Source organism: Hymenobacter ginkgonis, assembly GCF_009755225.1.
Lineage (GTDB): Bacteria > Bacteroidota > Bacteroidia > Cytophagales > Hymenobacteraceae > Hymenobacter > Hymenobacter ginkgonis.
In genome coordinates this window covers 248,830-261,713 of the sequence record NZ_WQKZ01000005.1, presented here as the reverse complement: position 1 = coordinate 261,713, position 12,884 = coordinate 248,830, and the positions used below count along the sequence as shown (strand labels likewise).

The 12,884-nt window shown below is 59.3% G+C and carries 13 protein-coding genes and 1 pseudogene; 3 read left to right on the top strand and 11 right to left on the bottom strand.

Translation table 11 applies throughout. The features are described from left to right. Window positions 1-22 precede the first annotated feature (22 nt). From GO988_RS19800 to GO988_RS19785, 4 genes are all read right to left on the bottom strand, one after another. Complete coding sequence (locus GO988_RS19800; RefSeq protein WP_157568822.1) at window positions 23-424, bottom strand: hypothetical protein; 402 nt, start codon at window positions 422-424, stop codon at window positions 23-25. Window positions 425-489: 65 nt separating this feature from the next. Beyond that, a complete protein-coding gene (locus tag GO988_RS19795) occupies window positions 490-1,137 on the bottom strand; it encodes a hypothetical protein (RefSeq protein ID WP_157568820.1) in 648 nt (215 codons plus the stop codon). Window positions 1,138-1,170: 33 nt separating this feature from the next. Continuing rightward, window positions 1,171-1,764, bottom strand: a complete 594-nt coding sequence (locus GO988_RS19790; protein WP_157568818.1) for a hypothetical protein — start codon at window positions 1,762-1,764, stop codon at window positions 1,171-1,173. A gap of 48 nt (window positions 1,765-1,812) precedes the next feature. Further along, window positions 1,813-1,974 (bottom strand): hypothetical protein, encoded by a 162-nt coding sequence (locus GO988_RS19785; RefSeq protein ID WP_157568816.1) that lies wholly within the window; start codon window positions 1,972-1,974, stop codon window positions 1,813-1,815. An 83-nt stretch (window positions 1,975-2,057) separates the two neighbouring features. Here GO988_RS19785 and ade point away from each other — a divergent pair, with 83 nt between their 5' ends. Then, window positions 2,058-3,707: an adenine deaminase gene (gene ade, locus GO988_RS19780; protein ID WP_157568814.1), complete on the top strand. Its 1,650-nt coding sequence runs from the start codon at window positions 2,058-2,060 to the stop codon at window positions 3,705-3,707. 72 nt (window positions 3,708-3,779) lie between these two features. On the opposite strand, the gene GO988_RS19775 is transcribed toward ade, so the two are convergent. Beyond that, window positions 3,780-4,199, bottom strand: a complete 420-nt coding sequence (locus tag GO988_RS19775) for a response regulator (protein WP_157568812.1) — start codon at window positions 4,197-4,199, stop codon at window positions 3,780-3,782. A gap of 83 nt (window positions 4,200-4,282) precedes the next feature. Next, window positions 4,283-5,257 (bottom strand): annotated as a pseudogene (locus GO988_RS19770) (PLP-dependent cysteine synthase family protein); the annotation flags it as partial. 138 nt (window positions 5,258-5,395) lie between these two features. Between GO988_RS19770 and sucD the strand changes: the two are divergent. After that, window positions 5,396-6,277 carry a succinate--CoA ligase subunit alpha gene (gene sucD / locus GO988_RS19765; protein WP_157568808.1) on the top strand — a complete coding sequence of 294 codons (882 nt, stop codon included), beginning with the start codon at window positions 5,396-5,398 and terminating at the stop codon, window positions 6,275-6,277. 61 nt (window positions 6,278-6,338) lie between these two features. On the opposite strand, the gene GO988_RS19760 is transcribed toward sucD, so the two are convergent. From GO988_RS19760 to GO988_RS19750, 3 genes are all read right to left on the bottom strand, one after another. Next, a complete protein-coding gene (locus GO988_RS19760) occupies window positions 6,339-7,130 on the bottom strand; it encodes a hypothetical protein (RefSeq protein ID WP_157568806.1) in 792 nt (263 codons plus the stop codon). Between the two features lie 159 nt (window positions 7,131-7,289). Then, window positions 7,290-8,015, bottom strand: coding sequence for a hypothetical protein (locus GO988_RS19755; RefSeq protein WP_157568804.1), 726 nt, complete (start codon window positions 8,013-8,015; stop codon window positions 7,290-7,292). 188 nt (window positions 8,016-8,203) lie between these two features. Then, entirely contained in the window at window positions 8,204-8,953 is a 750-nt protein-coding gene (locus GO988_RS19750) for a hypothetical protein (RefSeq protein ID WP_157568802.1), read from the bottom strand. A 215-nt stretch (window positions 8,954-9,168) separates the two neighbouring features. Here GO988_RS19750 and GO988_RS19745 point away from each other — a divergent pair, with 215 nt between their 5' ends. Further along, a complete protein-coding gene (locus GO988_RS19745; RefSeq protein ID WP_157568800.1) occupies window positions 9,169-10,563 on the top strand; it encodes a mercuric reductase in 1,395 nt (464 codons plus the stop codon). An 82-nt stretch (window positions 10,564-10,645) separates the two neighbouring features. Here the strand turns inward: GO988_RS19745 and GO988_RS19740 are convergent, their stop codons facing one another. Next, the gene (locus tag GO988_RS19740; RefSeq protein ID WP_232341606.1) at window positions 10,646-11,164 is read right to left on the bottom strand and encodes a gliding motility lipoprotein GldH; all 519 of its coding nucleotides are present in this window, start codon (window positions 11,162-11,164) and stop codon (window positions 10,646-10,648) included. Window positions 11,165-11,170: 6 nt separating this feature from the next. Next, window positions 11,171-12,805 carry a PSP1 domain-containing protein gene (gene ricT, locus GO988_RS19735; RefSeq protein WP_157568798.1) on the bottom strand — a complete coding sequence of 545 codons (1,635 nt, stop codon included), beginning with the start codon at window positions 12,803-12,805 and terminating at the stop codon, window positions 11,171-11,173. Window positions 12,806-12,884 lie beyond the last annotated feature (79 nt).

Genomic DNA, 12,884 nt, shown 5'->3' with positions numbered 1-12,884 from the left:
AACGGCCATTGGCCCCGCAAGATTACGAAATCCATTGCTTCCGGCCGCTGCCGGCGGCCACCAACCGCCCCGGCACCGAACCAAAAAAGCCGGCTACCGAGGCCTCCAGGCCTTTATTTAACTGCTGATTAACCAGATAAAAAGGATTAAAAAAAAGTCGACCTGCCAACCCGATGCCCGTGCTGCCATCGCGCCCGGCGGCCCACTCGGCGCGGTAAGCCCGCACCAGGCACTCGCCCAAGAAGCAGCCCAGCGCCGTGACGAAGCCTTCGCGCTCGGCGGGGGGTAGGGAGGCGCGCTGGGCTTCGATGAAGCGGGCCAGTTCCTCCACGGCGGCGGCGTTGTAGGCGGGTAGGCTCAGCTGCTGGCGTACTTGCTCGGCAGCTTCTTGCAGGGCGGCGGTTTCGGGCGAGTTCTCGGGCATAGACTATTATAGTTAAGTACTGAATATGGGCCGTAGCGCCTGCTTAAGCGGGCAGTAGCGGCCGGCTAGTTGCGCGCCGCACCGGGCCGCTTCAGGAAATCGACGTATTCCTGCATTATCTGCACCACATCATTACGGCCCAGTTTGCCGCTGCTTACTTCTTGTGCTAAGATAGGGCTATCGCGCACAATGGCTAGCATAGCCGTCTTAAAGTCGGCTTTGCCACTGGGCAGCAGTTGCAGGGGCACCTGGGGGCGGCTCACAAAGTAGCGCGCCTTGCCATAGTCGGCGCACAGCTCCAGCACGCGCACGCCGTGCTGGTTGAGCAGCGAATGCACCAGCTCGGGCTTATCGGCGGCTTGCGCTCTTCCGGGTAGGTTGCTCATCACCAAAAAGGTATCGCGTTGCACCTCTAGCTGGCGCCAGGCCTCAAAATCTAGCTTCAACTTGTCGGCGTCGGCATCTTTCACCACTAGCTTTTGGCCATCGAACACGAGCTTCTGCGACTTATGCCAGCTTCCGTCGGGCAGTTGGTAGCTGCCTTCGCCCTTGCGGTAGTTGGGGTTGCGGTTATTACCATAGTACATATGGTTCATGTTCATCTGGCTGATGTTCATCGGCGGCGGCGAATAGCTCGGAAACCCTTGCGCCCGCCCTACCCGACTCATCAACAAGCAAGCAACCACCCCCAGCAACAGCGTATACTTACGCATAAAATACTTATGTACAGAGTATTAGCAAATAAATTATTTTTTAGTGCCGTTGGCCTTCCACTGGCCGTAGGCGGCTAAGAGCTGCGGCAGATGTTCGGGCAGAATTTGCTGGTCTAACTCCAGTTGAGTGGCCAAGGCAGCGTAGTCGCGTACCACAGATGCCAGCGCCATTCGAAACTGCCGGGCATTGGGGGGCAGCACCACCAGCTTGCCCGGGCTGGTGAGGAGGGTGTATATCACCGGGGTTTCGGGGGGGGTAGGGAAAGCCACGTATTCGGCTACCTGAAACCCCGCACTGCGGTACAAGTGCCGGGCAAACGTGCTGCGCAAGTGCTGCACGGGTTTGGGAATATCCACGCCGTGCACTACCTCAAAAGTGTCGCGCCCAATGGCAAAGGCCCGCACGCTGTCGGCGGGGTACACGAGCGCGTACTTGGGCTTGTGCTCGGCATCGCTTACCGATAGCGTATGCTCGTCGTAGAGAAGCTTAGCGCGCTTCCAATCGCCGGCAACTAATTGATAGCTACCGCTTCGAAAAGCCGTGGGCTGGCTCGGCGGAGCGGGCGCCTGGGCGGCCACGCGCCCAGCTAATAGTAGAAAAGCAACAAGTTTGTAGATTTTTCGCATATACTTGATTAGTAGGCTCTCCAGAGCCCCTAAAAGTAATTGCGCAGCTTAATGTCCGCAAGGGCAGGGCACCGTTTTACCGCCACTATGGTGCTTGTACCAGCGGGTTTTTTGTTGGAGCGAGCCGTGGCCGGCGCAGCCGCTGGCCGTGCTCAGCACGGCCAGTAGCAGCAGCCAGGCCGGCAAACGAGAGTTGATGAATAGCTTCACGGCGTAAATTTTTATTAAAAGTACCTTTTCCCGGCTACGTTGCCCAACGCGGCTGGCCGGGCAGATAGTTTATTCCCCTTCCCATGGCTGCTGATTTTTCGCTTTTTGTTAATCTAGTCGATATTCCGGCGCGCACTATTTGCCCGGCTACGCTGCGCGTGGCAAGTGGGCGCGTGGCAGCTATTGAGCCTCACGCCGGCGCCAGCAGCCCCGATGCAGCCTTGCCCTACGCGCTGCCGGGCTTTGTGGATGCGCACGTGCATGTCGAGAGTTCTTTGCTAGTGCCCAGCGAGTTTGCGCGGCTGGCCCTACCCCATGGCACGGTGGCCACGGTGTCGGACCCCCACGAAATCGGCAACGTGTTGGGCGTGGCCGGCGTGCAGTACATGCTGGACAATGCAGCGGCCGTGCCGTTCAAATTTTGCTTTGGGGCACCGAGCTGCGTGCCTGCTACCCCCTTCGAAACGGCCGGGGCTGAAATAACTGCAGCCGACATCGAGCAGTTGTTTCAAAACCCCCAAATTGGCTACCTGGCCGAAATGATGAACTGGCCCGGCGTGCTGGGCCGCGACCCCAGTGTGGTCGAAAAAATAGACATCGCTCACCGCTACGGCCGCCCCGTAGATGGCCACGCGCCCGGCCTGCACGGTACCGATGCCGAGCGCTACGCCAGCGCTGGCATCAGTACCGACCACGAGTGCTTTACGGCGGCCGAAGCGCGCGACAAGCTGGCGGCAGGCATGAAAATCCTCATTCGCGAAGGCTCGGCGGCCCGCAACTTCGATGCCCTCATCGAACTGCTGCCCCAGCACTACGCCAACCTCATGTTTTGCTCCGACGATAAGCACCCCGACACATTGTTGCTAGGCCACATCAACCAGCTGGTGCAGCGGGCAGTCGCGCTGGGCTACAATGTGTTCGACGTGCTACAAATGGCCTGCCTCAACCCCGTCGAGCACTACCGGCTGCCCGTGGGCCAGCTGCGGGTGGGCGACCCGGCCGACTTTATTGTGGTGGATAACCTCACCGATTTCCCCGTGCGGCAAACTTACCTCGACGGCGTGCTGGTGGCCGAAAATGGCCACTGCCTCCTACCCCCCTCGCCGGTGGCCGTGGCTAATAATTTTCACGCCCAGCCGGTGCCAGAAGCGGCGCTGGCTGCGCCCGTGGCTAGTCGTCCGCTGGTGCCGGTTATCGAGTGCTTTGATGGGCAGCTCATTACAGCCCGCCGCGAGTTGGCCCTACCCCTCCTAAATGGCCAGCCCCAACCCGACCCCGAGCAAGATGTGCTGAAGCTGGTGGTGCTCAACCGCTATGCGCCGGCGGCCCCGCCCGCCGTGGCGTTCATTAAGGGCTTCGGGCTGCGCGGCGGGGCGCTGGCCAGCAGCGTGGGCCACGACTCGCACAACATCACGGCGGTGGGTAGCGACGACGCCAGCCTGGCCCGCGCCATTAACCTGGTAGTGGCTGCGCAGGGCGGCCTGGCGGCCGTGGCCGCCGATGGCGCCGAACTGGCCCTACCCCTCCCCGTGGCCGGCCTCATGTCGGACCGCCCAGGCTTGGAGGTAGCTGCGGCCTATTCGGCGCTCGATGAGTTTGCCAAAACCCAGCTAGGCTCGGGCCTGCAAGCGCCCTTTATGACGCTTTCGTTCATGGCGTTGCTGGTTATTCCCAGCCTCAAGCTCAGCGACAAAGGTTTGTTCGACGGAGATAAGTTTGAGTTTGTAAAGTAAAAAAGCCGCCCGCAGCCACTCCGTATTCGACGGAGTGGCTGCGGGCGGCTTTTTTTTCTGGGCTTCTGCCCGCTATGCTACGGCGAAGCGCTTGGCCAGCAAGCGCTGCATTTTTTCTTCAGTCAAGGGCTTTGTCAGGTACTCCACATTGGGGTACTGCGCCACGCGGGCCGTATCAGCCGAGTGCATGGAGGTAGTAAGTACGGCCACTACCGTGCGCTCTTGCACGGCAGGGGGTAGCTTGCTGTAGCGCTCGATAAAATCGAAGCCGCTCACTCCCGGCATTTTCAAATCCACGAATACCAGGTCGGGTGCATCGGTGGCCGACGTTGCAGGTTGGCCGTCTTTCCATACAGACTCAAATGCCTCATCGGCCTTCGAGAAATTGCTAACCTGGCGGGCTACTGCCAAGCGGCTCAGCAGGCGATTATTGAGAAAACTAGTCGTTTCGTTATCATCTACTAGCACAATATGAGAAAGCGCGTCTACCATAGCAGTTTTGTTTAGCCTAACGAAGTTACTTTCGAGCGCCTGCAAAGCCAAGAGAAAGCGCTAGTATTTTTAGCAGGTGGCTACAACCAGCCCTGGGCCTGCATCCACTCGTCGTTGTAAATTTTGCCCAGGTAGCGGGTGCCGTGGTCGGGCAGGATAATGACCATTGTATCCTCTTCCGTCAAGTGCTCGCGGGCATACTCAAGGGCCCCAAATACGGCCGAGCCGCAGCTCCAGCCCACAAATAGGCCTTCTTCCTTGGCCAGGCGGCGCGTCATGAGAGCGGCGTCTTTGTCCGTGACTTTGATGAACTGGTCGATGACGTCGAAGTTTACATTCTTAGGCAAAATATCCTCGCCGATACCCTCCGTTTTATAAGGATAAATTTCGTTTTCGTCAAAAATACCCGTCTCCTTATATTTCTTAAATACCGAGCCGTAGGTGTCGAGGCCCAGCGTAAATACCGCCGAGTTCTGCTCCTTCAGGTATTTGCTACTGCCGCAAATGGTGCCGCCCGTGCCCACACCGGCCGCTAGGTGCGTGATTTTACCCTCGGTGCCCGCCCAAATTTCGGGGCCGGTGGTTTCGTAGTGCGCGGCCGTGTTCGAGGTATTGTCGTACTGGTTGGGGTAGAAGGAATTCTGCGTTTCCTGGTTGAGGCGGCGCGCCACCGAGTAGTAGCTACGGGGGTCGTCGGGTGCTACATCCACGGGGCATACTACCACTTCGGCGCCCACGGCGCGCAGAATATCCTGCTTTTCCTTGCTCTGCTTGTCGCTCATCACGAACACCGTTTTGTAGCCTTTGGCAATGGCGGTGAGCGCGAGGCCCATGCCGGTATTGCCGCTGGTACCCTCGATAATGGTGCCGCCGGGCTTGAGCAAGCCGGCTGCCTCGGCGTCCTCAATCATGCGCAGGGCCATGCGGTCCTTCACCGAATTTCCGGGGTTAAAATATTCTACCTTAGCTAGTATAGTGCCTTTGATGCCTTCGGTAACTTTGTTGAGCTTAACGAGCGGCGTATTGCCGAGCGTTTCAATAATATGGTTGAAATACATGTGGGTGGGTAGGCAAAGATGAACTGCCTCTGTAGCTACAAAGGTAGGAAACCAACGGGGCGGGCGCCGGTGCGCGCGTAATACCCGCCCCGGCCCTACTTTTGCCCCATTCAATTCTCCCCAACAAGTTAGCCGCCCATGAGCGTTCTCGTCAATAAAGATTCCAAGGTCATCGTGCAGGGCTTCACCGGCTCCGAAGGCTCGTTCCACGCGCAGCAAATGATGGATTACGGCACCCAGGTAGTGGGCGGCGTGACGCCCGGCAAGGGTGGCACCGAGCACCTCGGCCGGCCCGTATTCAACACCGTGGCTGATGCCGTGGCTGCTACCCAGGCCGATACCAGCATCATTTTCGTACCCCCGGCTTTTGCTGCCGACGCGATTTTGGAAGCCGCGCAGGCGGGCATTAAGGTTATCGTAACCATCACGGAAGGCATTCCTACCAAGGATATGATTGCCGTGAAGCACTACCTCAAGGACCGCCCCGGCATTACGATGATTGGGCCAAACTGCCCCGGGGTTATCACCGCCGGCGAGTGCAAAGTGGGCATTATGCCCGGCTTCATCTTCCAGAAAGGCCGGGTCGGGATTGTGTCGAAGTCGGGCACGCTGACCTACGAAGCCGTGGACCAACTTACCAAAGCTGGCCTGGGCCAAACCACGGCCATTGGCATCGGCGGCGACCCCATCATTGGCACGACTACCAAGCAGGCGGTAGAATTGCTGATGAATGACCCCGAAACCGAAGGCATCGTGATGATTGGCGAAATCGGCGGCGGCATGGAAGCCGAAGCCGCTCGCTGGATTAAGGAAAGTGGCAATAAGAAGCCGGTAGTAGGCTTTATTGCTGGCCAAACGGCGCCTCCCGGCCGCCGCATGGGCCACGCTGGGGCCATCGTAGGCGGCGCCGACGACACGGCCGCCGCTAAAATGGCCATCATGCGCGAGTGCGGCATCCACGTAGTGGATTCGCCCGCCGAGATTGGCGATACCATGCTGCGCGTACTGGGCAGCAAGTAAATTTTAGCTTATTGCATAAAAAAGCTCCGGTTTGCGCCGGGGCTTTTTTTATGGAAGCCCCTTAATTTTTGTGCCGCAAGCTCGTTGGTCGAAACACGATGCCCAGGCTTATTAGCCAAGTAGTGGGGGTTAGTAGCTGTTCCGCCTCCAGACTAGGAGTGCCGGGAAAGGAGTATCCGAAAGTAGTTACGCCCTGCACCACTCCTTGGCCATAGCGCAAAAAGGCGTGCGGCTCATAGAACACTTGCGCGGGCGAGTAGCTAACCGGCTGGCCATCACGCAGTACCTCACGGTAGTTAACAACAGTAGTCCGGAAAGAGAAACCGTAGGTGACCTTGGGGCTAGCCTGCTGCGCCGCGTAGAGCTGCCCGTAATAGCGCCAGTAGTTGGCCTGGTAATGGACCGGCACCGCAGGGCCAAATATGGGTAATATTATCGCAAAAAATTCGCCGGTTTGGTCATATAAATCGGCTTTCGCCACCCCTACCCCACTGAGCGCGCCCAAGTAAAATTGTTGACGCTCGCCCAGCAGCCAGTAAGTGCCAAGGCCTACCCCACCCTGAAAGTGGTGGCCGGAGTAATCCGCGGTCACGACCGGGCCCGTGGGGCCGTTTCTACTATCTTGGCCCCCAGTCCTTTGCAAAGCCATTTCGCCTGCTAGTAGCACGTGGGGGGCGGGCGACCATGCTACGTCTGCTTCGAGGCTACTGAGGCGCAACGCGGCCGTAATCTCTACCTCGCTTTTGCTGCGCAGTAGTGGAGTGCAAGGCACCGTTGGCACGTAAACCGCGCAACTGGTTAGCAAGGCAGAAAGAGGCAGCAGCAACCGAACTGCGACGTAAAATGACTTCATAAGTTCGGAGAAAAACTTTTTTTGAGTCGTCTCATATTCGCCCGCCGGAATTGGTGAAATCAGGCTGCGCGCACTGGGCAGCAGGCACGCCGGCTTAATTTAAGCTTACGAAGCGACTGAAAAAGCATGATTTCATCGCCTGTGCGCTGCGCTGGTTTACTAGTGGCTTGGCTGCCAGACTATCCCTAGGCTAGCCATTGGAACTGGGATGCCCGCCGCATACCATCGGTCGCTTTCGGCTTGGCTGCCGGCACTACTCGCCGGCTGCAATGAGCTGAATGACATACCAATGGCCGATTGCAAATGCCAATCAGCAGTAGAGCCCAGAGCCCGGCGGGAGGCCAGCAGCACTTCATGGCGCGGGGCCTGAAAGGGAGGGAGCGGGCCAATTTCAGTTCGCAGCTCTCGGTAATCTACTTGGGCTAGCCGATAAGTAACACTGAAGCTACTCCATTCGCCGAGGTGAGCGAGGCCTACCTGCCCAAACAATTTGGCGTAAGTGCCCGTGCGGCGCTCCGTACCCCAAAATGTATATTGGCGGTCAGCGTAGGCGTAGCCACCACCCCCCAGCGTACTCAGTAGCCATTTGGGGCTTAGGTCCCAATAGCCGCCCAAACTAATTTCTGCCTGCCGGGTAATGAGGTAATTCTGCTGGCCAGTACGCACGGCCACCGTGCCCGCCCCAGCTACCACACAGTGCGATACGGGTGAGTAAGCGGCTGTAGCCTCCAGCCGGCCACTACTCTGCAGGCTGGCCCCAGCATCGAACTGCCCACGCTGCCGCACCAAGGGCATAACTGGCTGCATCGGAGCATACACCGTGCAGCTAGGCAAGCAGATAGCGGCAGCGGCTAACAGCCGCGCACAGGGGTAGGGCGACTTCATATGCGTTGGGAAGACCGTTGTAGAGTTGCGTAATTCACCAGGGCGAAGTACTTTTTTATCTAGCAGCTTCTCAACTCATTTTTCGTAATTTACTGACTTTACAATTTTGACTATAAGTGGCAGAAGAGTCTTTATAATGCGCTAAAAAGGCCTTTTATACGGTATAAGCCAGGACTTTTGCTTACCCCCTACTTTTTGCGCCACAGCAAGTGCGGGTAGATGGCCACACCCACCGACGTGTAGCCGCGACCGACCTTGAACTGCCGAGTAGGGTCGGCGCGGTCGCTGGCCAGGCGGTCGTCGTAGCCAAAAGTGCTTGATACACCCACCGCCGCCTGAAACTGCACCAGCCCATTGCCCGCCTGAGGGCGCAGGCGGAAGTACAGCATGGGTTCGTAGCGCAGGATAGGCGCGCTGTGCACCGGCACGCCTAGGTCGGTAACGTCGGTGAGGCGCAGCTGCACTAGGCGGTACGTTAGCCCCAGGCTCACGGCGGGGGTAGGCTGCCAGGTAGCGTAGGCCTCGCCCGAATACTTGCCGTAGATGGCATCAAAAACGTGGTCTGTGACTTCGCCCAGTAGCAGCACGCTGCTGCCATCGTTTTTGTAGCGCGCCTGGGAATGCGCCTGGCCGAAGCCTACTAGGCCCCCTACCACCCAGTGCGGCCCCAGCGGCCAGTAGGTGCCCACGGCCAGCTCGTACTGGTTGTTTTGGGCATACGAAGAACTGTCGCTGATGTGGCCAGCCAGCTTGGTGCTAGTGGAGGCCCGCACCAGCAGGTGGTTGAGGGGCGAATAGGTGGCGCCCACCTCCAAGCGGTTAGTGAGCGACCAACTGCCTGCTACTTCCAACTCGCCCTTGCCCCGGATTTCGGGGGCGGCAGCCTGCATGGGCACATACACCGCGCAGCCACTCAGCAAGCCTAACAAACTTACCATCAATAGACAACTACAGCGAATCCAGGAGCAAGTAGAGGGGTAGGCCATAGGGAAGCAACTTACGCCCGGCGAGGCAATACTTTTAAATACGTATAGGCAGCAGTATACCTCTAGAGCCCGCAGCAAGGCCAAGCGTTGCAAGCCCAACCGTTCGCACAGGTGAATTTTACGTACAGTCCTTGCTACCCCCTATTGCGTAGCCCACCTAACTTTTTATGTCTGATTATTCCTGTGACGCGCTTATTATCGGCTCCGGCCAAGCCGGCAATCCTTTAGCAAAAGCCCTGGCCGAAGCTGGCCAAACCGTTATTTTAGTAGAAGAAGCCCACTTAGGTGGTTCGTGCCTCAATTACGGCTGCGTACCCACCAAAACGATGCTGGCCTCGGCCGAACGGATGCACCAGGTATGTACGGCCGACGCGCTGGGCATCCGGCTGGGCGGCGTGGCGCAGGTAGATATGCCCGCCGTAGTAGCGCGCAAAGATGCTTTACTCGAAAAATCGCGCCGTGGCTTGCGCGAATCGCTCGCGCCGAAGCACGATAATATCACGGTGCTGCACGGCCAGGCAGCCTTTGTGGCGCCGCGCAAGGTGCGGGTGCAAGAGACGGCTACCCAGACCAGCGAGATTACTGCCAAACAGGTGTTCATCAATACGGGTACGCGCGCGGCCATCCCCGATGTGCCGGGCCTGGCCGATGTTGATTACCTCACTACCACTGAGTTGCTTGATGTGCAGGAAGTACCCGAGCACCTGCTTATTCTGGGTGGGGGCTACATCGGGCTAGAATTTGGGCAAATGTTTCGGCGCTTCGGCAGCCGCGTGACCATCATCGACACGGGCAGCCAAGTGCTGGAGCGCGAGGATGATGACGTGTGCGAGTGCCTGCAAACATCGCTCGAAGCCGATGGAATCGAGTTTTTTTTGGATGCCAAAGCGCGCCACGTATCGCGCAGCGCAGCGGGCCAGCTCACTATTACCCTCGACACCAAGCACGGCGAGCGCCGTTTGCACGGCACGCACCTGCTGGTAGCCACCGGCCGCCAGCCCAACTCCGACCAGCTAAACTTGGCCGTAACTGGCATCAAAACTGACGAAAAAGGATATATCCAGGTCGATAGCCGGCTCCAAACCAACGTACGTGGCGTGTATGCGCTGGGCGACGTGCACGGCGGGCCGCAGTTTACGCACCTCAGCTACGACGACTTTCGGGTGGTGCGCGACAACCTGCTGCACCAAGGCCCGCGCCGCTCGGCCAAGCAGCGCCCCCTCCCCTACTGTGTGTTTACCGACCCGCAGCTCGGCCGCATTGGCCTCAGCGAGACGCAAGCCAAGGATGCCGGCGTCGCTTACCGAGTAGCCAAGATTCCGCTGCACATTCTCAGCCGCGCCCAGCACACCGGCCAGCACACTGGCTTTTGGAAAGTGCTGGTAGGCGCCGATGACCGTATTTTGGGCGCGGCCTTGCTAGGCCCCGAGGCCGGCGACATCATGACTATTCTGCAAGTAGCCATGGCGGGCCGGCTGCGTTACCAGCAGCTCCAAAATATGGTCATTGCCCATCCTATCTGGGCTGAAGGGCTAAACGTGGTGTGGCGCGACTTGAAATAGCGGTTCGTTCATTAATGGTTAAGGGGTAATGTCGCCTAACAAATAGGACTGCATTACCCCTTAACCATTAATGAATTAACCGCTATTTTGTATCCTTCGCCACGCGCACGCCAACCGCCATGATGCCCGGTAGCTGATTTTGGCGCATGTACTGCTCCAGAGTTAGCTGGTACTCCCCGGCCTGCGCGAAGCGCTGGTGTGGCAGGGCCAGAAACTGGTGGTCGAAGATGTCGCCCGCACCGGCCCCAAGAGGCTCGCCGGTTTTAGGATTCATCAGCACCATTTGGTGCAGCAGCGGCTGGCCTACCGGCCGGTTGCCGGGGCCGGTAAGCGTATGCTTGAGGTAGAGATTATAAAACCCGTAGCCCGACGCGTTGCGCACGTTAAAATAAATATTGTAGCGCGCCGCTGTGTCGGCAATAGTGAAGGTGAAAGAGGGGCGCTGCTGCACATCCCATACGTAGGGGTCGCCAGCCGGCGATTTTAAGTCTACATTCTCTTCATACACGCGGCCGGGGTCACAAGCACTCAGCAGCAAAGCTCCCGCCAGCGGCGCCATTACACGCCACGAATACGTCCTAAAACTCATTTTATCAGGCATATACTACTAATTACCGCTTGGGGGCGTGGGCGTGGCGGGGCCGGTGCTATTCCCCCCGCCGTGGCGGCCCGAACCGCCGCGCCGGCCGCGGCTACGGCTGCCTTCGGGGCGGGGCTGCTCGCCGCCTTCGCGGGGTGGGCGCGGCGGCGCTTGGCCAGTGGGCGGCTCGGGGCGGCGGGGCCGCGGCTCTTGCGCGGGGCTCGGCGTGGCGTTGGCATCGCCTGCTGGGTTGCGGCCACGGCCACCACGCCGGTTGAGGGGCCGGGCGGCGGCCCCGCGGCGGCCCCGCTGCTCCGCCGTGTTTTCATCGGGCGCGGCAGCTGGGCCAGCCGAAGCCTCCACCCGCGGCGGGGGGGTAGGCTGGCTTTCAGGACGGGGCGGCCGAGTGGCTTCTGGGCGCTCGGTGCGCTCGCGGCGGCGAGGTTCGCGGGGCTCTCGCGGCTCGCGGGTTTCGGGGGTGGTAATAGCAGCTGCTTCGGGGCTGAGTCCAGCGGGGCGGTCGCCGCGCTCTTTGCGCTTGCGCTTACCCCGTTTGCTACCCCCTTTTATTTGGTCATCGAGGCGGTCGAGGTCTCCCTCCATCAGGGTCGAAACAGCGGGAGCAATTTCCTCTTGCAGGCGCGGAGCCAGCAGGCTGTCGGGCTTTTCGCCTTTTTTATTGAGCTCTAGCACTTCGCGCACGCGTTCAGTGCTCAGCATCACCCAGTTGTTATCGCCCCGAAAGGCAAACCACATGCGCTTGCGGAAGATGTCGGTTTTTTGCAAAAACGCTTCGCCGTTGCCTACCAGCAAGGGGCGCTGCACCTGCGGAATATCCTTGAGGGCATCGAGGTAAGCGTCGAGCTCGTAGTTGAGGCAGCACTTGAGGCGGCCACACTGGCCGGCCAGCTTTTGCGGGTTGAGGCTGAGGTTTTGGTAACGCGCAGCAGTGGTACTCACAGCTTTAAAGTCGGTGAGCCAGGTAGAGCAGCACAGCTCGCGGCCGCACACGCCGATGCCGCCGATACGGCCAGCTTCTTGGCGCAGCGATATCTGGCGCATCTCGACGCGCACCCGAAACTCGTCGGCTAGCCGTCGAATCAGCTCCCGGAAATCGACCCGGTCTTCGGCCGAGTAGTAGAACAGTGCGCGGGTGCGGTCGGCCTGGTACTCCACATCGGAGAGCTTCATGCGCAGGCGCAGTTCCTCTACCACGGCGCGGGCCCGAAACATAGTGCCATTTTCGAGGTCGCGCACGGCTTGCCAGCGCTCCTCGTCGTCGGGAGTGGCCACGCGCAGAATGGGCTTGATGTCGCGCGAGTCGGTAGGAACCTTCTTTTTACGCATTTGCAGGCGCACCAACTCACCCTTGAGCGAGACGTGGCCCAAATGCCAGCCCGAGCCTACAGCTTCGACCACCACGGCATCGCCCGTGACGAGGGGTAGGCGTTTGTCGTTGCGAAAGAAATCTTTGCGCCCACCTTTAAAACGGACTTCTACGCAGTCGAAACCGCGGAAATCGGAAGGCATATCGACGTCGGCGAGCCAGTCGAAAACGTTGAGGCGGGTGCACCCGCCCGAGGAGCAGCCACCTTTAGAGCCGCAGCCGCCGACCTTAGAGGTCGAGCAGCCGCCGCCGGATGAACAAGAAGAACAAGCCATGAGGCTGAGAGACTATATGATGAGGCAGCCGCAAAAAGGAGGGCCGCACGAAAGTGGAATCTAACAAAGATAACCGATT

Excerpts from the sequence above, each read along its gene's own strand:
- GO988_RS19800 (WP_157568822.1), bottom strand. The coding sequence starts at position 424 with ATGCCCGAGAACTCGCCCGAAACCGCCGCCCTGCAAGAAGCTGCCGAG.
- GO988_RS19795 (WP_157568820.1), bottom strand. The coding sequence starts at position 1,137 with ATGCGTAAGTATACGCTGTTGCTGGGGGTGGTTGCTTGCTTGTTGATG.
- GO988_RS19790 (WP_157568818.1), bottom strand. The coding sequence starts at position 1,764 with ATGCGAAAAATCTACAAACTTGTTGCTTTTCTACTATTAGCTGGGCGC.
- ade (WP_157568814.1), top strand. The coding sequence starts at position 2,058 with ATGGCTGCTGATTTTTCGCTTTTTGTTAATCTAGTCGATATTCCGGCG.
- GO988_RS19775 (WP_157568812.1), bottom strand. The coding sequence starts at position 4,199 with ATGGTAGACGCGCTTTCTCATATTGTGCTAGTAGATGATAACGAAACG.
- sucD (WP_157568808.1), top strand. The coding sequence starts at position 5,396 with ATGAGCGTTCTCGTCAATAAAGATTCCAAGGTCATCGTGCAGGGCTTC.
- GO988_RS19760 (WP_157568806.1), bottom strand. The coding sequence starts at position 7,130 with ATGAAGTCATTTTACGTCGCAGTTCGGTTGCTGCTGCCTCTTTCTGCC.
- GO988_RS19755 (WP_157568804.1), bottom strand. The coding sequence starts at position 8,015 with ATGAAGTCGCCCTACCCCTGTGCGCGGCTGTTAGCCGCTGCCGCTATC.
- GO988_RS19750 (WP_157568802.1), bottom strand. The coding sequence starts at position 8,953 with ATGGTAAGTTTGTTAGGCTTGCTGAGTGGCTGCGCGGTGTATGTGCCC.
- GO988_RS19745 (WP_157568800.1), top strand. The coding sequence starts at position 9,169 with ATGTCTGATTATTCCTGTGACGCGCTTATTATCGGCTCCGGCCAAGCC.
- GO988_RS19740 (WP_232341606.1), bottom strand. The coding sequence starts at position 11,164 with ATGCCTGATAAAATGAGTTTTAGGACGTATTCGTGGCGTGTAATGGCG.
- ricT (WP_157568798.1), bottom strand. The coding sequence starts at position 12,805 with ATGGCTTGTTCTTCTTGTTCATCCGGCGGCGGCTGCTCGACCTCTAAG.